The sequence below is a fragment of the Candidatus Borrarchaeum sp. genome, assembly GCF_019058535.1.
In the GTDB taxonomy this organism is placed as follows: Archaea; Asgardarchaeota; Sifarchaeia; order Borrarchaeales; family Borrarchaeaceae; genus Borrarchaeum; species Borrarchaeum weybense.
This window is the reverse complement of record NZ_JAHPYX010000062.1, coordinates 1-16,883: the sequence shown is the minus strand read 5'-3', so window position 1 is coordinate 16,883 and position 16,883 is coordinate 1. Positions and strand designations below refer to the sequence as shown.

16 protein-coding genes are annotated in these 16,883 nt (G+C 37.9%); 9 read left to right on the top strand and 7 right to left on the bottom strand.

Features of this window, described 5'->3' with window-relative positions:
• The 4 genes from QVB70_RS03450 to QVB70_RS03435 form a co-directional block, all read right to left on the bottom strand.
• Nucleotides 1-862 (bottom strand): Rab family GTPase (locus tag QVB70_RS03450; protein ID WP_287583411.1); only part of this gene is annotated, 862 nt, incomplete at its 3' end.
• 407 nt (nucleotides 863-1,269) lie between these two features.
• Nucleotides 1,270-2,418 carry an FAD-dependent oxidoreductase gene (locus QVB70_RS03445; RefSeq protein WP_287583410.1) on the bottom strand — a complete coding sequence of 383 codons (1,149 nt, stop codon included), beginning with the start codon at nucleotides 2,416-2,418 and terminating at the stop codon, nucleotides 1,270-1,272.
• Between the two features lie 145 nt (nucleotides 2,419-2,563).
• A complete protein-coding gene (locus tag QVB70_RS03440; RefSeq protein WP_287583409.1) occupies nucleotides 2,564-3,343 on the bottom strand; it encodes a potassium channel family protein in 780 nt (259 codons plus the stop codon).
• A gap of 65 nt (nucleotides 3,344-3,408) precedes the next feature.
• Nucleotides 3,409-4,287 (bottom strand): arginase family protein, encoded by an 879-nt coding sequence (locus QVB70_RS03435; RefSeq protein WP_287583407.1) that lies wholly within the window; start codon nucleotides 4,285-4,287, stop codon nucleotides 3,409-3,411.
• A gap of 330 nt (nucleotides 4,288-4,617) precedes the next feature.
• Here QVB70_RS03435 and QVB70_RS03430 point away from each other — a divergent pair, with 330 nt between their 5' ends.
• A complete protein-coding gene (locus QVB70_RS03430; RefSeq protein WP_287583406.1) occupies nucleotides 4,618-5,424 on the top strand; it encodes an MBL fold metallo-hydrolase in 807 nt (268 codons plus the stop codon).
• Nucleotides 5,425-5,598: 174 nt separating this feature from the next.
• On the opposite strand, the gene QVB70_RS03425 is transcribed toward QVB70_RS03430, so the two are convergent.
• Complete coding sequence (locus tag QVB70_RS03425; protein WP_287583404.1) at nucleotides 5,599-6,117, bottom strand: flavin reductase family protein; 519 nt, start codon at nucleotides 6,115-6,117, stop codon at nucleotides 5,599-5,601.
• Between the two features lie 221 nt (nucleotides 6,118-6,338).
• Here QVB70_RS03425 and QVB70_RS03420 point away from each other — a divergent pair, with 221 nt between their 5' ends.
• From QVB70_RS03420 to QVB70_RS03410, 3 genes are all read left to right on the top strand, one after another.
• The gene (locus tag QVB70_RS03420) at nucleotides 6,339-7,772 is read left to right on the top strand and encodes a dihydrolipoyl dehydrogenase (RefSeq protein WP_287583403.1); all 1,434 of its coding nucleotides are present in this window, start codon (nucleotides 6,339-6,341) and stop codon (nucleotides 7,770-7,772) included.
• Nucleotides 7,773-7,836: 64 nt separating this feature from the next.
• Nucleotides 7,837-8,166 (top strand): rhodanese-like domain-containing protein, encoded by a 330-nt coding sequence (locus tag QVB70_RS03415; RefSeq protein WP_287583401.1) that lies wholly within the window; start codon nucleotides 7,837-7,839, stop codon nucleotides 8,164-8,166.
• Between the two features lie 175 nt (nucleotides 8,167-8,341).
• Nucleotides 8,342-8,971, top strand: a complete 630-nt coding sequence (locus tag QVB70_RS03410; protein WP_287583399.1) for a class I SAM-dependent methyltransferase — start codon at nucleotides 8,342-8,344, stop codon at nucleotides 8,969-8,971.
• 18 nt (nucleotides 8,972-8,989) lie between these two features.
• Here the strand turns inward: QVB70_RS03410 and QVB70_RS03405 are convergent, their stop codons facing one another.
• Entirely contained in the window at nucleotides 8,990-9,898 is a 909-nt protein-coding gene (locus QVB70_RS03405; protein ID WP_287583397.1) for a DUF2156 domain-containing protein, read from the bottom strand.
• An 82-nt stretch (nucleotides 9,899-9,980) separates the two neighbouring features.
• Nucleotides 9,981-10,424 (bottom strand): YbhB/YbcL family Raf kinase inhibitor-like protein, encoded by a 444-nt coding sequence (locus QVB70_RS03400; RefSeq protein WP_287583395.1) that lies wholly within the window; start codon nucleotides 10,422-10,424, stop codon nucleotides 9,981-9,983.
• A 216-nt stretch (nucleotides 10,425-10,640) separates the two neighbouring features.
• Between QVB70_RS03400 and QVB70_RS03395 the strand changes: the two genes are divergently transcribed.
• The 5 genes from QVB70_RS03395 to QVB70_RS03375 form a co-directional block, all read left to right on the top strand.
• On the top strand, nucleotides 10,641-11,642 hold the full coding sequence (locus tag QVB70_RS03395) for an adenylosuccinate synthetase (RefSeq protein WP_287583393.1): 1,002 nt from the start codon (nucleotides 10,641-10,643) through the stop codon (nucleotides 11,640-11,642).
• A gap of 14 nt (nucleotides 11,643-11,656) precedes the next feature.
• Nucleotides 11,657-11,974: a hypothetical protein gene (locus QVB70_RS03390; protein WP_287583392.1), complete on the top strand. Its 318-nt coding sequence runs from the start codon at nucleotides 11,657-11,659 to the stop codon at nucleotides 11,972-11,974.
• A 113-nt stretch (nucleotides 11,975-12,087) separates the two neighbouring features.
• Nucleotides 12,088-12,942: a carbon-nitrogen hydrolase family protein gene (locus tag QVB70_RS03385; protein WP_287583391.1), complete on the top strand. Its 855-nt coding sequence runs from the start codon at nucleotides 12,088-12,090 to the stop codon at nucleotides 12,940-12,942.
• 27 nt (nucleotides 12,943-12,969) lie between these two features.
• Nucleotides 12,970-14,454 carry an Asp-tRNA(Asn)/Glu-tRNA(Gln) amidotransferase subunit GatA gene (gene gatA / locus QVB70_RS03380; protein ID WP_287583389.1) on the top strand — a complete coding sequence of 495 codons (1,485 nt, stop codon included), beginning with the start codon at nucleotides 12,970-12,972 and terminating at the stop codon, nucleotides 14,452-14,454.
• 285 nt (nucleotides 14,455-14,739) lie between these two features.
• The coding region (locus QVB70_RS03375; protein ID WP_287583387.1) for a GTP-binding protein at nucleotides 14,740-16,883 on the top strand (2,144 nt) is incomplete at its 3' end.

The window sequence follows — 16,883 nt, the reverse complement described above, 5'->3', positions numbered from 1 at the left end:
GTGGAGGGGTAGGTGCAGAGAGTTCAGATGGGTTATTAGGTTCGGGGTGCTGAGGTGGAGTAGTGATAGGTTCGGGTATTTCAGGTGGGATAATGGGCTTAGGTATCTCAGGTGGAGCGATAGGTTCGGGGATCTCAGGTGGAGTAGTGATAGGTTCGGGTATTTCAGGTGGGATAATGGGCTTAGAGATTTCAGGTGGAGCGATAGGTTCGGGGATCTCAGGTGGAGTAATAGGTTCGGGGGCTTCCAGAGGGGTAGTAGGTTCAAGGATCTCAGGTGGAGTAATAGGTACAAGAGGAATTTCAGGAATTAAAGGCGCGAGGATTCGATCAACTAATTCTTGGAAGACAAAATCCACGTTTTCTCCAGTTTTTGAGCTTGTTGGGATGAATTCATGTATATTATGCTTTTCACAAAAATCTCTAATGAATTCCTCTTCCGTGACTCCTCCCGCGATATCTACTTTAGTTCCCACAAGAAGTATTTTAGGATCTGTTGTGTTTTCCTTAACAATCTGGATCCATTCATCTAAACTCATTAATGTCGTAAAATCATTCAGGTCAAATGCCAATAACACGCCACGGGCGCCCTTGCAATAACCAGGAAGAAGGAAGCGAAACCGTTTTTCACCACCAAAATCCCACAGTTGAAGTTTAACTACACTATTATCTCTTTCCATAACTTTAGAAAAGAAGTCTGTGCCAATAGTCATCTTCATTGCTGTTAAAAATGTGTCTGAAACATATCGATTCAATAAGCTTGTTTTGCCTACTCCCCCGTCTCCAGCAACGACTATTTTAATTCGATATTCTTTTCTCGTTTTTGAGGCACACAATATCTTCTCATCCTCGCTCTTTCTCAAGTGAATTAGATCCCTAAATACTCACAGAGATCGCAATGCCCGAAACTCAAGTGCCCAAGTGCCTAGTACAAGTGCCTAACTTATGAAGCATTCAATTACTCATTTAGTAAATTATATTAAGCGTGAAAAAACGTTTTTATGTTTCAGACATTATCCATTGTTTCATTAATAGTTCGGGTGTATTAGTTTTCACATTTCCTTTTTCAAGCGACTGAATTTGAAACTTAACTGATATTTTGATTATCCTTTTAAATTCATCACCTATGATTCACCCCGATTTTGTATTATAAATAATTTTCTTCTGAATCTCTGAAATTCCTATTTGTCTCATCTCACTTGCTATACATCAAAATTGACCGTAAACAAAAATTAGAGTTCCTATTAAGTAATTCAAAGTTTTTAGAATATTATTGTAGAATTTCTGGTTCTTTCAAACTCCTAGTAAGTGAAAAACCTTCCAACACTTCTTTATCCGCTTCCGTCAGTTGGTTTGTGATGACTCGGGAGATGAGTTGTCCTATCCCTGGTCCTGACATGAAGCCTTGCCCACACATCCCCACGGTGTTGATATAACCTTCTCTTGAATCCACAGTTCCGACAATTGGAATTCCATCTGGCGTCATAGGATACGCTCCAGCCCATTTTCGGAGCACTTTTAGGCTTTTTATACTAGGTATTAGCATTTCCATTCTTTCAGCAAAAATGGGCACAACATCACCATAACCCGGCATTTTGTGTGTGGGGCTAATGGTAAATGCAATTTTGTTTTCCTGGTTTTGAAAAAAATAGAAATTATTGCAGTCAGGAACAGAACGTATATCAACGACAAGTGGTTTGGTAAAGTGCTCTAAAGATCTTGCAGATTCTGTGATTCCAGCCTTATGAAGGTCAGGATAGACTGGTAAATTTAACTCCACAAGAGCTCCTATTTTAGATGCGGATATACCTGCTGCGTTTATGACCCAAGTTGTTTCATATGCATCTTTGTTCGTAATAACACCCTTGATTTTATTGTCTTTTATTGAAAAATTCTTTACAATTTCCTTAAATTTGAATTCTACATCTAAAGACAAGGCATATTTGTAAAAAGCGTTTATTGCTAAAGGAGGCGAAGCCCTCCCATCCTCAGGTGAATATGATCCTCCTCGTAATCCTTTCCGTATAATTCCCGGTATTAGTTCACTTATCTGCTCAGCATTCAACCAGTCATTGTTTAATCCAAGAGATTTTTGGAGGTCTATACTTCTTTTTAGAAGTTCCTCGTGTTCTTTGCTATACGCTAGAAAGGAGTAACCTCCTCTATCCCATCCAATGTTATCGCCATGTTTCTTTTCCCAGTTGGAAAAGACTTCGATAGATTTGAGACAAGTGATAATCTTCGAAAAATTCGAATGAGTTGCTCTTACTCCTCCGAGCGCTCGATTATTTTGTCCTTGTCCCACCTCGGCATTTTTCTCAATTACTGCAATCTTAAACTCACCGATCTCTCCAAGTGCCATAGCAGTTGGCGTTCCAACACTCCCTGCCCCAATTATGATCACGTCAAGTTTTTTCATTTTATAACCTCCTAATGGCATTGCAAGGAGTTATAAAAAACAATTATAGCGCTTCTGTGAAGATTTACATAGCGGAGCGTTGCAGAATGGATGAGAATTGAATTTTGTGTATTTTTTAAGTGTAATTGTCCAAATACTTTTTAGATTAAGCGTGATGAAGAATTTCGAATGTAGCTTCTTCCTTATACATCGAAGCAAGCATTTGCCCACCTACAGTCTCATCACATAGCACTTTTTTGACACCGATTTTGTACAGATGTTTTACATTCTCTTCTCTAATGACATTGCAAATAATTTCAGTTTTACGATTGAGTCCCCCTATTGCTAAGGCGGTTAAAATAGCGTCTTGATCATGATCTAAAGAGATTATTGCTTCAGTAACGTCAAAGATCTTAGCTTTCAGTAAAAACTTGTCCTCATATGGTTTCCCTGAGATAAAAACAATGCTCTCTGGAAGGTCTTCTGGTCTTTCTTCTAATGGCGCTATGCACACCATATCCTTTGATTCCTTTGAGTTAATGTCTATTTCTTTAAGGAAATTTTTAATTTTTTCATTATATCCACAAATTAACACTATATCTGTCATTTTCTTAAGCCTCCGCATTTCTCTTTCTGGTTGAATTCCTATTAAGTAACTAGCAAATGTACCCGCAAAAATCGCAACCATTCCAATTCCCAAAATGCTGACGAAAACAACAAAAATCCGTCCAGCAGATGTAGCGGGGGTGATATCACCGTATCCGACTGTTGTAAGCGTGATAACTGCCCAATAAAAGGAATCCGCAAGAGATCGTCCCTCTAAATAAGAAAAACCAATGGTCGCGATTGATACCGCAACTATAATGTAGATGAATGCTTTGAAGAAATCCGTTTTTGTAAATTTACGAACTGCTCTCTTCAAATGACCGATTATGACGACAATCATGTGATCCCCTGCTTATATTCAGAATAGTTCAGTAGTATTAAAGTGATGATTTCCAAAATAAACTTTTATTTTGATGTTAATGAGCTGGCTACAGCATCTGCAATTACATTCAAAAGGCGAAAACCCGTTTGAAGCGTCTTTTCATCTTCCTCGTGATCCGGGTTATAGGCGGTAAGAGCTGCTGCTTTTATCCTGAAATGTGCGGCAATCGTCTTTATTGCTTTCTCCATTTCGTCCAGACTAAGCCCGTTTGGAGTCCTATAATTAACGCCAGGTGCTTCTTGTGGGTCAATCACATCAATATCAATATGGAGATAAACTTCTTGGACTTGAGGATGAAGTTTTGTAAGTGCAGAATGTAGTATTCTCATTTCTATATCTTCTTTTAATTCATCAGTAGTGACAACTTGAACCTCTGAATTCTCAAGAAGTTCCCGTTCTTTAGGATCTAGATCACGAGCACCAACGTGCATAGTGTGTGACTCGGGGATAGGGCTCATATTTCCAATATGTGTTAAGAGGTCTGGATAACACTGTCCAGTCGCAATGGCAAGAGGCATTCCATCGAAGAAACCGCTTATAGAGATCTCTGGGGTGTTAAAATCTCCGTGCGCGTCGAAATAGATTATCCCAATTTTGGATGGGGGCAACCCAGCAAGTATGCCAAGGATGGTGTTGCAATTTCCTCCAAGCACCAAGGGGAAATAACCTTCACTGATAGCTTTTTTTATGCTCTTTGCAAGATTAGCATTGATATTAGCTATTTTCTTCAGCATATCATCTTTTGCAGGAACATCTCGTTTAATTGTCTCAACCTTGACTTCAAAACCTTGGTCTAACAGATTACGATCTGCACCTGCTTGGATAAAACGAATTGGTCCCTTTCCCATTCCAACTTGCTCCTCCCCTAAATCATACGGTACCTGGATAAGATTAATTTTCATTTTTTGCGCAACTCCAAATTTTAGCCGCTGGTTCAACATCATAATTTCTAATTCAAACAACAGCAAATTCAAATAAGTGCGCTAAGAGCAAAAACTTTAGGATTCAAAAATATATTGATTATAATGTTTGAATGTTTATATTTAGAGAGAGAGAAAAAAAATCATGTTTGTCATAGGAATCACTTTGAAGAAAAATTAGCTTTGAATCAGGCTCGATAAAAATAAAAAATGATATTCTATAACAGATCGTTGAAAAATTAGAAAAATATGATGGCGTGCTTATGTTAAAGAGTACCCGAGAAATTTAATGAATTTTAGGGATGTAATTAAATGCCAATTGATATAATTATTCTTGGTTCAGGAGATTCTATCGGAACTCCAAAACTTGCCTGCAGGTGTGAAACATGTGAAATTGCGAGAAAAAACGGCATTCCGTTTTCACGAACACGATTTGGAATTTTATTGACGCATTATTCTAAATCTGATCCGACAAACACCACAAATATCCTTATTGATACTGGACCTGATTGTAGAATGCAGTTACTCCAAGCTGGGATTGAAGATATTGATGCGATATTCTGGACACACATGCACTACGATCACATGGTTGGTTTCGGCGATTTTTATCATAATAGGGGCAGTCTAGATGTTCTTAGTACGGAGGAAACTCTAAATTTTATCAAGAATTTTAGATTTAAAGTCAAAACCACACCACATCCTTTAGAACCATACGTTCCAATAGATTATCATGGGTTGAAAATAACTCCATTTTATGTGCTGCACAAATCCGCATTAACAAAACCTATAGGCTTTTTAATAGAAGATGAGACAAGCAAGAAGATTGTGATTACTGGTGATACGGGATTTAGTATTCCTGAAGAAAGCCTTAAATTAATCCAAAATGCTTCACCTGATGTTTTGATAACCGACATGTTTACGGATGCAGATACAGAACGCTTCAAAGAAGTTCATATGTCTATTTCTGAGGCTATTCGATTCGCCCAAATATCAAATGCGAAAGAAACATACTTGATGCATATGTCACATCGATGCAAACCACATGACGAATTAGAAACGTATTTGGGATCTTATGAGTACATTCATGTAGCTTACGACACTCAAAAGATAAGTCTGTAACAAAAGCAGATTCGGTGAACTGAGTGGTTGATTTACTGCTAATTTACCCATTTTCAACGATGATTTCGCGATTTTTAAGTTCCCATCTCTCAACATAGGGTATATAGCATCCTACGTTAGAAACGGCTATTCTGTAGCTATAATCGATTGTACTTTTATGAGTTTTCAACGTTCTTAAGGTTTCATATAAGTTGGCGCAGTTTTCGGACTCTTTCCTTTGAGTTCTTCGTGATACCACGCATAGGTAAGTGGTCTCCCTTCCCTCAGGAATTCAGAACAAACAACTTCTCCAATAAACACAGTATGGGTGACAACGTCAACTTGGTCACGAACCTTGGCCTCCAAAACTGCAAGAGTGTGTTCGGTGATCATGGGGCTATTATAAACACCTTTCTTATGGGAAACCTGGTCAAATTTATCAATGTCTCTGCCTGACCTAAAACCAAAACGGCCAATAAATTTCATCGGCGTAGATTCAGCAAGGACTGAGATAGCAAACATACCACTTTTGGTGATATAATCATGAGTTAGGTTCTTCTTATTGATGCTCGTCGCAACACAGGGCGGATCACCAGCAACCTGCATTACAGTATTGACTATTTGACCGTTTGTTTTGTTTTTGAAGTGTGAGGTGACAATATAGAGGCCTGAACTTAAATTACGGAGTGCTTCTGGGTCAATTTTACCACTCATAAACACATCTCCCTCTTTCTGTATCTTCCCGTTCTACTATTTCAAACCATACCATTCATCTGTGCAGTGTTATTCTCTTAATTTACTTTATTACACCTTAACTCTATTTATATAACTTAGACGAATTTTTTCCGTGATCAGAAGGTTTATATCTTACTGGATGGTTTCAAATCTTCTTAAATTGTTTACAATACTTCTGTAATACGAACGAGGTGTATTTTGTGGACAACTTCGATGTTATGGTAATAGGTGCTGGTTCTGGAGAGATTATTCTTGATTATGCGTTATCTCACGGGATGAAGGTTGCTTTAATCGAAAGAGGCCCATTAGGAGGTACATGTGCGAATCGTGGTTGCATTCCGAGCAAAATTTTGTTATATCCTGCAGATGTAGTTGATACCATCAAAAATGCTGGAAAATTTGGAATTAATGCAAAAATAGTCTCCATTGATTTTAAGTATATCATGAACAGGATGCGAGGCATCCTTGCAGAAGATCAAAAGCGAGAACAGTACGTAGAACGAGTACCAAATTTAAAATGGTATAAGGGAATTGGTGAGTTTGTAAGCGATTACACACTGAAGGTTAATGGCACTAAAATAAAGGCAGATGCCGTGTTTATAGTTTCAGGTGCACGTCCTTATATCCCCCCTATCGAAGGACTTGACAATATTGATTACTTAACAAGCGCCACTCTCCTTGAACTTGAAGAATTGCCTAAGAGCTTTGTTGTGGTGGGAGGAGGCTATATTGCTTGTGAATATGCACATTTCCTTTCAAGCATGGGTAGTAAAGTTACTATAGTTCAAAGAGCTACAAGATTAGTTAAAGAACAGGAACCGGAAATATCAGAGCTTTTAAAGAGTGAAATGGGTAAGAAAATGGATATTTTTACTGGCTATGAAGTTAAATCGGTCAGTGAGATTCAAGGTGGGCTGAAAGAAGTAATAGCCGAAGAAAATGACACTGGGAAGGAAACAAGACTTAGTGCTGAAGCTATTTTAATTGCTGCAGGTAGAAGGTCTAATTCGGATCTCCTTAAACTAGAAAAGACCGGAGTAGAAATAGGTGCTAAGGGTGGCTGGGTAAAGGTAAATGAGTATTTTGAGACTAGCAAAGAAAGAATATGGGCATTTGGGGACGCGATTGGACCTAAACATTACATGTTTAAACACGTCGCAAATTATGAAGCACGGGTAACATGGTATAATGCACATAGCACTCTTCACCCAGAAGAAGTTCATAGACATGATCATGGAGATCACGCTACTAAAGTGGCGGCCGATTATCATGCAGTACCTTGGGCGGTTTTCAGTAATCCCGAAATTGCTGGGGTAGGATTAACAGAACGGCAAGCAAGGGAACAGCTTGGTGAAGGGAAACTCCTGATCGCAAAAAACAATTACAAAGACACCGCCAAGGGAGAAGCTATGGGCAATCCTCCAGGTTTCTTAAAACTAATAGTCGAAAGAGAAACGCAAAAGATTCTTGGGGCGCACATAATTGGAGTCCACGCCTCGATACTCATACAAGAAATTACCAATATTATGAATTGCGGCGATGGAACAATCTTACCCTTGTATCAAGCAATGCACATTCATCCTGCACTAACTGAAGTAGTTAGTTTTGCCTTAGGGAACTTCCAAGAAGCATGAATTTCAGTGAACCCGAAAATACTCATAACTTTTCTCAAAATCTCTTGTAACTGGAGATGAAAAAATGGTTCAAATAATCAGCACGGAAGAACTAAAAGAAAAAATTGAAAAAGGAGAAGAATTTATACTCCTTGATGTTCGAGATACACCCGATTATGAAGAAGAACACATTGTTGGGGCCATTCATCTTTTGATTTCAGAAATGAATGAACAAAAAGTAGATTCGATGTTCGATAAAGATAATCTAATAATAACATATTCTGAGGATATCAACTGTCCTGCGAAAAAAATTGCGGCAGAGAAATTAATTGATTATGGATTTGAAAACGTGATCGCATACGACGAAAGCTGGAGGGCATGGAAAGAAGCAAATTACCCTATAGAGTCATCTTAAGAAGTTTTTTTTGACTCTATCAAACCTAATGCGGTAATTAATTAGATAAGCATATATATATGCAATATCAAATGCTCTAAAAGACGTTTGCGTCTAGATTGGAAGTTTATTGTTCGCCGAATTAAAACTTTAATACCTCCAAACAAATATCCATTCGTTCATTTGGTTGATTGCATTGGGAAAAAAGATTAGAGAATCCATTTTTTCAAGAATTATCGATAAATCTGGACTTCTTTATGATTTGACTGTGCATGCGGTACATTTTGGTGCACGAAATGAAAGATATAAACTTATCCCTCGCTTAAGTGGAAGGATTTTAGAAATAGGTTGTGGAACGGGTAAAAGTTCAATAAATTCAAACGAAGCGATACACATAGATATAAATCCAAAATTTCTGAAAAGAGGTCTCAGAAAAAATAGACTTACAATTCCGATCTGTGCAAGTGCTTATCATTTACCTTTTAAAGAAAAAACTTTTGACTCAATATTAGTGCCAGATACATTCCATCATCTTGTATTTCACCATAAGTTATTTAGAGAATGTCGTAGAACTTTAAAAGACAATAACGCTCTTTTATACATTTTTGACCCTGTAAAATTAAAAAAGGGCACAAATAGACTACAATCAACTGCGGATGGCATAACTTGGGATTTCACACTCAAAGGATTATGTAATCGAATTTTCAAATTGTCGAAAGCACATAAATTTAGAATTCAAAATTCTAAGATAGCTAAATGTAAGTCAATCATACATTTAAGCGGCTGGTGCGATATCTTATTCACGTTAATTCCGTATAACAAATAAATATTTGATAGAAACTTTTTACGATAGCTGAGTTAATAAATACTTGTCAACCATAAATTCTGGGTGATATAACATTTTCGCCTTTCTTAATCCTTCTTCTCCTGTATCTTGTTCTCGATTTACATATTTGAAATTTGCCCATTCATTTTCCAGAAATAGTTTATTGATGAGTGCATATATTCCTCTGAATTCCCGTTCGTGGCTTCCTTTCTCTATATGGACGACTAAAGTCTCGGCGTTTAATGGTTCACCCATAGTGAACGCCTTTATTTTTTCTTCAACGATGATTACAGCACCCTTGAAATTCAAAATGTCAAAATGGGATAATGCATCAAAAATTGCTTTATCTTCACCTGCTATATGGGGATCATCATAGCAGGCTCTTACATTACACCAGTCTTCTTGAAGTTCTAAGCAACCTGGAACTATTTCTTTAGTTAAGGATGCATATTCAAACTCGTGCTGGCGTCGAAATTGCTTTATACTTTTTCTTTGAGAACGATACTTTGAGCCTTGCAATTCAACCAAGTTCTTTAATAGATACACATAATCTGATGCATCCCGATCTAATTCGGTTTTTATTTTATCTTCATCGGAAAACAATTTCGCAACATTTTCTGGTACTCTTTTCATTATTTCCCCAGATCCTGTACTCTCAGAATAGGTGATACACTCTAAAACAGTTTCTTTTATTTTGTTCGAGCCGATTGGTGGAAAGAAATAGGATTCTTCCTCTGGGCTCGCCATGATCGCTATATTATCGTTAAGTATCGCCCATTTGAAGTTGTAATAATGCCTCCATATGAATAGATTTGTGAAAGTAAATTCAGAAATCGTGGGAGGATATCTTTTAAAATACTCATCAAAGATTGCTTTATCTTCGATCCCAAGTTCTTTGAAATCAGGAAATTTTGGATATTGTGTCATACATTCACCAAATAATAAATTCAATGAGATGGGTGACTTAACTTTAAAATTCGTTGAGGGATGCAAGTTGATTTAGTTAAAGCTAGTGTTTCTTATATTTTCCTATCAAAACAGCTTGTTCTATAACATGATCCTTAATAGCTTTCTCTACAGTCTTTTTGTTGCTTTTTTCTTCAAGTGCTAATTTAGTATCAAGAGCATACAGTTTAAAATAATATCGGTGTGTTCCAGATGGAGGACATGGTCCACCATAATCGTTACGACTCCAACTATTTCTTCCAATGATTCCTTCTTTTGGAATACTATTCTCTTCAATATTTGATATACTAGAATCTATATTCCAGACTACCCAATGATCCCATGTTCCAATAGGTGCATCAGGATCATCCATGATGAGCACTAGACTTTTTGTTCCTTCTGGAATTCCTTCGATTATCAATTCTGGGTTGATATCATCCCCTTGACACGAATATTTCTTCGGAATCATGCCTTCATGACCAAAAGCTGGACTTGTTATTTTTAGCATCACAATACCTCCAACATAACTGACTATTTGTAATAAAGAATCTCTTAAAATTTTATAATAAGGTAATTGATTTTAAACTGAATCGACTTGCGGGGGACGAAAAAGGTCGCACACAAAGGTTTAAATGTAGTATCATCTTAATCTCTCCGGCTACTAACAACGAATGATTATTCATTTCTACTGACGAAAAAAGACCTAAACATGGAGACTAAAAACGTGGCATGTACAGTTATAGTTGGAGGATTTTTCGGCGACGAAGGTAAAGGAAAGATCGCCTCATATCTGGCAATTTCGGATGAACTTGCTGCAATGGTTAGGGCAGGTTGTGGAACAAATGCTGGTCATACCGTAGTCTACAAAGGCAAAAAATTCAAACTTCGTCAAATTCCTTGCGGCTTTGTAAACGAGAAGACGAAACTTTACATGTCTGCTGGTATGTTAGTCGACCCAGAAGTCATTCTCAAAGAAATCGAAGAGACAAACACCAAAGAAAGGCTTAAAATTGACTTTCAGACGGGAATCATTGAACCGATACATCGTGAACGAGATAAAGGTACAATTATCTCAAAAAAAATCGGGACCACTGGTTCAGGAAGTGGTCCCTGTAATGTTGACAGAGTGTCTAGAGTTGGGAAAATAGCACAGGATATTCCTGAACTTAAAGAATATTTATGTGATGTAGCTCTCGAAGTAAACGAATTTATTGATGCCCAAGAGAATGTAGTTCTCGAAGGAACACAAGGGACATTTCTTTCGCTATATCATGGCACGTATCCCTACGTTACAAGCAAAGATGTGTGTGCAAGTGCCATCTGTAGTGACGTTGGCATTGGTCCAACTAAAATAGACGATGTTCTTGTCATCTTCAAAGCTTATGTAACACGTGTAGGTGAAGGACCTTTAGAAGGCGAACTATCAGAAGAAGAGACTATAAGGCGAGGATGGCAGGAAAAAGGTACAGTGACAGGGCGTACACGACGAGCAAGTCCTTTTAATTATAAGTTAGCAAAACGGACAGTCTTTTTAAATGGGGCAACTCAATGTGCACTTACAAAGTTAGATATTGTATTTCCGAATGTACGCGGTATAAAAACTTTTGAAGAATTGCCGAAAGAAGCGATTGAGTTTACCCATAAAATTGAAGCCCAACTGAAGATACCAGTCACCTTGATCGGAACAGGTCCGGGAGTAGAAGAAATTATTGATAGAAGGGCTTAAGAGGAGGAAAAGAAATGTATACTATTGTTGCAGAAGACCTATCAAAGAAAAAAGGTCAGTTTTTTGAGGATCTAGTTACATTCCTTGAAGAAAAACTTCCTAGATTTACTTCAATCAAAATCGAAGGGTCGGACATTGTAGTGTCAACTGACACTCCTGAAAGAGATTTTAGCAAAAGAACTCTTCGCCAACTTGTTCGAAAACATTTACACAATGTTCGACTAAAGGGAGAACTAAAAATAATTGCAGGAGATAATAAAGACGAATATATAATCAAAAAAAGGAAAGGTATAGAACTCGAAATTGAAGAAGAAGAAGAGGAAGAGTTCTAAAAGCGTATAAAAATTTCAAAAGAGTTTTCAATCTTTTTCTTACATTTTCTTACCTTAAAGATAGATTTCAATAGATTATATTTGAATAGATCTCCTTAATGGAATGTGATTTTATGAAGGAAAAAATCTCTGTTACTTTAGCACAAATGGCCCCGCTCCTGGAGAATAAAAAAGCAAATCTTGAAAAGATGCAAAGTTGGATCGAACGTGCTGCTCGTGAAGAATCAGACTTAATTGTATTTCCAGAGATGTCTTTGACTGGTTATAGTCTGCGTGATCACGTATTTGAGCTATCAGAGCCCATTCCGGGTGATTCTGTCAAGAAACTTGAAGAAATTGCTATCGAGAATAATTTATATGTCATTTTTGGAATGCCCGAGATGAGTGGAGGACTAAAGGGCATCATCTATAATTCAGCCGTTCTCTTAGGTCCTAAAGGTTATATTGGTAAATATCGAAAACAATTCCTTCCTACCCATGGACCCTTCGAAGAACTTCGGTATTTCAGGCCAGGGCCTGTACCTGAAGTTTTTGAAACAGCAATCGGCACTATAGGTCTGCAAATTTGCTTTGACGCTTTTCTTCCAGAAGTATCAAGATTTCTTGCTGTGGAAGGAGCTGATGTCCTTGTTAATATATCTGCAGCTCCAGCAATTGGAAAAGCATATTCAAGATGGGGTAGGGCATCGTTTGAGACGGTAATACCAGCGCGAGCTATGGAGAATACTGTTTTTTTTGTCTATGTCAATCTGGTGGGTATAGAAAACAATGTTCTCTTTTGTGGTGGCAGTGAGATTGCAGCGCCAAATGGAGAACAAATCGCTAAAACAAAATATGATGATGAAGATTTCTTAACAGTGAAATTAAATCTCTCGAAAATAGAGAAAACAAGGCGTTCATTTACTTTCCTTACTCATATTCGTCCAGAGTTGTATGATCGAATTGCTGATTGTATAAGAAAAATTTGATATGGCAATTTGGGGTGTTATTGCACTGTGGATTTAAATGAATTTACGGCTCATGAATTGCTTGAAAAACTTGAATCACAAGAAATATCGGCTGAGTCCATCGTTTTAGCATGTTTCGAGCAAATTGAACGATTTGATAAGGATTTAAATGCATTTATAACACTTACAAAGGACGCCGCGCTAGATCTGTCAAAAGAACTTGACAACACATTCTCGAAAGATCAATGGGGGAAACCTCTGTTCGGAATTCCTCTTGGCATCAAGGACACAATCTCGACCAAGGGAATTCGCACTACCTGTGGCTCAAAGATGCTTGAAAATTATGTTCCTCCCTATGATGCCAAAGTCGTTGAGCTCATAAAGACATTTGGGATGGTTCCTCTTGGTAAGATGAACATGGATGAGTTCGCGATGGGGAGTAGCACAGAATCAAGTTATTTTGGATCCACATTAAATCCTTGGAGTCTAGAAAGGGTACCTGGTGGTAGTAGCGGGGGAAGCGCTGCTGCAGTTGCATCAGATGAGACAATTATGGCACTGGGAACTGATACTGGAGGATCAATTCGTTGTCCAGCAAGTTTTTGCTCTGTCGTTGGTCTTAAGCCAACTTATGGTCTAGTCAGTAGGTATGGATTAATCGCATACGCTAACAGTTTAGAACAAATAGGGCCGATTACAAAAGATGTTCACGATGCCGCATTATTGCTGACTGTAATTGCTGGGTATGATCCAAAGGACAGTACAAGCATTGATACTCCTGAAGAGGACTATACGAAATATTTACAGGATGATGTTTCCTCCATTAAGATTGGCGTACCACAGGAATTTATTTCAGAAGGTATAGAAGGCACAGATGAATCTGTTATAAAATCCGTATGGGCCGCTATACAAAAACTAGAGAATTTAGGGGCCGTATACACGGAACTATCTCTCCCATCATTGAAATATTCGCTTCCAGCGTATTATATCATCGCCATGAGTGAAGCGAGTTCAAATCTTGCCCGCTATGATGGTATTCGTTATGGATATCGAATAGAAAAAGATAAAGCAATGGATGAAACAATATCGCAAAATAGGCGAATAGGATTTGGAGCAGAAGTAAGACGTCGAATCATGCTTGGGACATATGCACTTTCAGCAGGATATTATGACCAGTATTATCTTAAGGCACTTAAAGTTCGAACGATAATTAAGCAAGATTTTGAAAAGGCATTTCAAGATGTTGATGTATTAATTGGACCGACAATGCCGTATCTCTCATTCAAAATTGGTGAAAAGATTGATGATCCATTAGCAATGTATTTAGCGGACATCTATACTGTATCAGTTAATCTTGCTGGGGTACCCGCGATATCTATTCCTTGTGGGTTTGAAAATGGTTTGCCTATTGGATTACAAATTATAGGAAATTCCTTCAAGGAAGGTCAGATTCTTCAAGTTGCTTATACATTCGAACAAAACACAAGATATCATAAGCAAAAACCAGACTTCTCCAAACGAGTTTTGACATAACAAGTGTCTCATTTAAGGTGAAAATTCCTTTGTTTTTCAAAATTACTGTAAATGCTCAAAATTTAAGCGCATAAAATTTATATAGATATTCTATTTTTCGGGAATATGTAATCAAAGAAAAGGATTTAAATTCTACTTGGTGTTCGGAATGTGTTAATAAATATATTCTACCGTTTATACTACTTGTTCTCTTGCGAAAACAAGCTTAGTGATTATTTGAAAAATCCTTTTAATTCTTTTGAAATAAATTGAATAAATCTGAGATAAGACAAAAGGTGAACTAAAATGGTAAAGGTAAAGGGCGAAGAAGAAATTCAAAATATGGTTAAGACGCATCCGCTTGATTTAAGACGCATTTTTTCGATTACTGCTCATATCGATCACGGTAAAAGCACCGCCTGCGATTTCCTTATGAGACGTGCTGGTTTATTAAGCGATACTTTAGCAGGCGAACGAAGGCTTACGGACTACGACGAAGAAGAACAAATGCGAGGCATTACTATCTTCACATCAGTCGTACTCCTCAATTATGATTTTGAAGGTCAAACGTATTTGTTAGAAATTAATGACACCCCTGGGCACATCAGTTTTACTGGGGAAGTAAGCCGTGCGCTTCGAGGAAGTGATGGTGCTGTTTTGCTTGTTGATGCACTTGAAGGCGTAATGACACAAACAGAAACGAATATTCGACTGTCGGTCGGTGACGAATGGTGCAAACCCGTGCTATTCATTAACAAAGTAGATCGCTTAATTCGAGAGTTAAAATTACCACCGCAAGAAGTTATTGAGAGATTCGATGGCATTATCAAGGAAGTGAATAGGGCTATTACCGCAGTTGCTCCTGAAAGATTCAAGGACGAATGGACTTTAAATGCCACTGCAGGAAAAGTGGTCTTTGGGAGTGCAAAAGATGGTTGGGCTTTTACGATACCAATGTTAAAAAGAAAGGGCATTTCTGCAAAAGTTGTGATCGAAAAATATCAAGAGGCAATCGATAACAATACTGAAGAACCAATCCTCTGGTTACGAGACAACCTCCCCTTAGATGAAGCAATGCTTGAAGTCGTAATCGAGCATTTACCAAGCCCAAAAGAGGCGCAAAAATATCGTATGGAGCATCTATGGCGCGGCGATATCTCAAAAGGAGAGAATGTCTCATCAGTTGATGAAATCAAAGATGATATTGAAGCTTGGGCAGCTTATTCGTTGATAAATGTAGATTCTAATGGACCTCTTATTGGATTGTTAACAAAAATTTTCATTCATCCAAAAACCAAACGCCCAACTTTAATTGGACGCGTACTTTCTGGCACACTGCGCCAGGGAGACGAAATCTACTTGTCAAATGCTCGAAGGACGGCAAGACTCAGACGTTTAGGTATTATGGAAATTGATTCGTTATTAGCCGTTGATGAAATACCTGCTGGAAATCTCTTTGCTGTAGAGTTACCGGATATTGTACCTTCAGGTGAGACGTTCTTTTCATTAGATAATAAAGAACTCCCCGGCTTTGAAAAGATTATTTATGCTTCTGATGCGGTTGTTAGCCGTAGTATCAAACCTGAGGATCCTAAGGATCTTGCAAAATTAGGTGACGTAGTTGGTAAGTGGGTAATGGCTGATCCAACAGCTTCGTTCCGTAAAGACGAAAAAAGTGGTGAATATATTCTCAGCGGAATTGACCCTCTACAAATCGATATACTAACAAAACGTGTACAAGAAGAAGTACCAATTAAGATCGGTATCCCAATAACTGTGTATATGGAAAGAATCCGTCGACAAGGTGTTAACATTAAGACCAAGTGTCCAGAAGGGCATAATAAACTTGAGTTATATGTCGAACCTCTTGATGATACGACTATAAAATTAATCAGAGAAGAAAGAATCGATGAATATCAAGATAAAAAAGAACGGGCAAAAATATTAAGAGAAGAGGCTGGCTGGGATACGAAAGAGGCAAGGAATATATGGGCGATTCAAGGTCCCAATATCCTAGTAAACAAAACCGTTGGAGTGCAAAGACTTGATAGAATTAAGGCATATGTTATCTCAACCTTCCGTGATTTTACATTTGAAGGAGGACTAGCTAAAGAGCCAGTTCTTGGGTTAAAAGTTGTAGTCACAGACGCCATAGTTCACGAGGATCCTGCTCATACACGCGCTGGACAGATATTTGTAATGACATTTTCAGCTTTGAATGTTAGTTTTCTTTCAGCAGATCCTGCTCTCTATGAACCTATCCTTCGAATGGATGTTAAAGTACCTGAAGAATACATGGGATCTATAATTTCCATCTTGTCGCAACACCGGGGCAAAATCATTGATACACAAACCTCCCGAGGCACAGCATATATTCACGGAGAAATTCCAGCTTCAGAATCTGTAACTGGTATTGATGAAGTCATTCGAAGTAGCACTCAAGGACGGGC

What these genes read in the sequence shown, in the direction of transcription:
- QVB70_RS03435 (WP_287583407.1), bottom strand. Translation starts at nt 4,287, where the DNA reads ATGAAAATTAATCTTATCCAGGTACCGTATGATTTAGGGGAGGAGCAA.
- QVB70_RS03400 (WP_287583395.1), bottom strand. Translation starts at nt 10,424, where the DNA reads ATGCTAAAAATAACAAGTCCAGCTTTTGGTCATGAAGGCATGATTCCG.
- QVB70_RS03440 (WP_287583409.1), bottom strand. Translation starts at nt 3,343, where the DNA reads ATGATTGTCGTCATAATCGGTCATTTGAAGAGAGCAGTTCGTAAATTT.
- QVB70_RS03430 (WP_287583406.1), top strand. Translation starts at nt 4,618, where the DNA reads ATGCCAATTGATATAATTATTCTTGGTTCAGGAGATTCTATCGGAACT.
- QVB70_RS03405 (WP_287583397.1), bottom strand. Translation starts at nt 9,898, where the DNA reads ATGACACAATATCCAAAATTTCCTGATTTCAAAGAACTTGGGATCGAA.
- QVB70_RS03415 (WP_287583401.1), top strand. Translation starts at nt 7,837, where the DNA reads ATGGTTCAAATAATCAGCACGGAAGAACTAAAAGAAAAAATTGAAAAA.
- QVB70_RS03445 (WP_287583410.1), bottom strand. Translation starts at nt 2,418, where the DNA reads ATGAAAAAACTTGACGTGATCATAATTGGGGCAGGGAGTGTTGGAACG.
- QVB70_RS03390 (WP_287583392.1), top strand. Translation starts at nt 11,657, where the DNA reads ATGTATACTATTGTTGCAGAAGACCTATCAAAGAAAAAAGGTCAGTTT.
- QVB70_RS03385 (WP_287583391.1), top strand. Translation starts at nt 12,088, where the DNA reads ATGAAGGAAAAAATCTCTGTTACTTTAGCACAAATGGCCCCGCTCCTG.
- QVB70_RS03425 (WP_287583404.1), bottom strand. Translation starts at nt 6,117, where the DNA reads ATGAGTGGTAAAATTGACCCAGAAGCACTCCGTAATTTAAGTTCAGGC.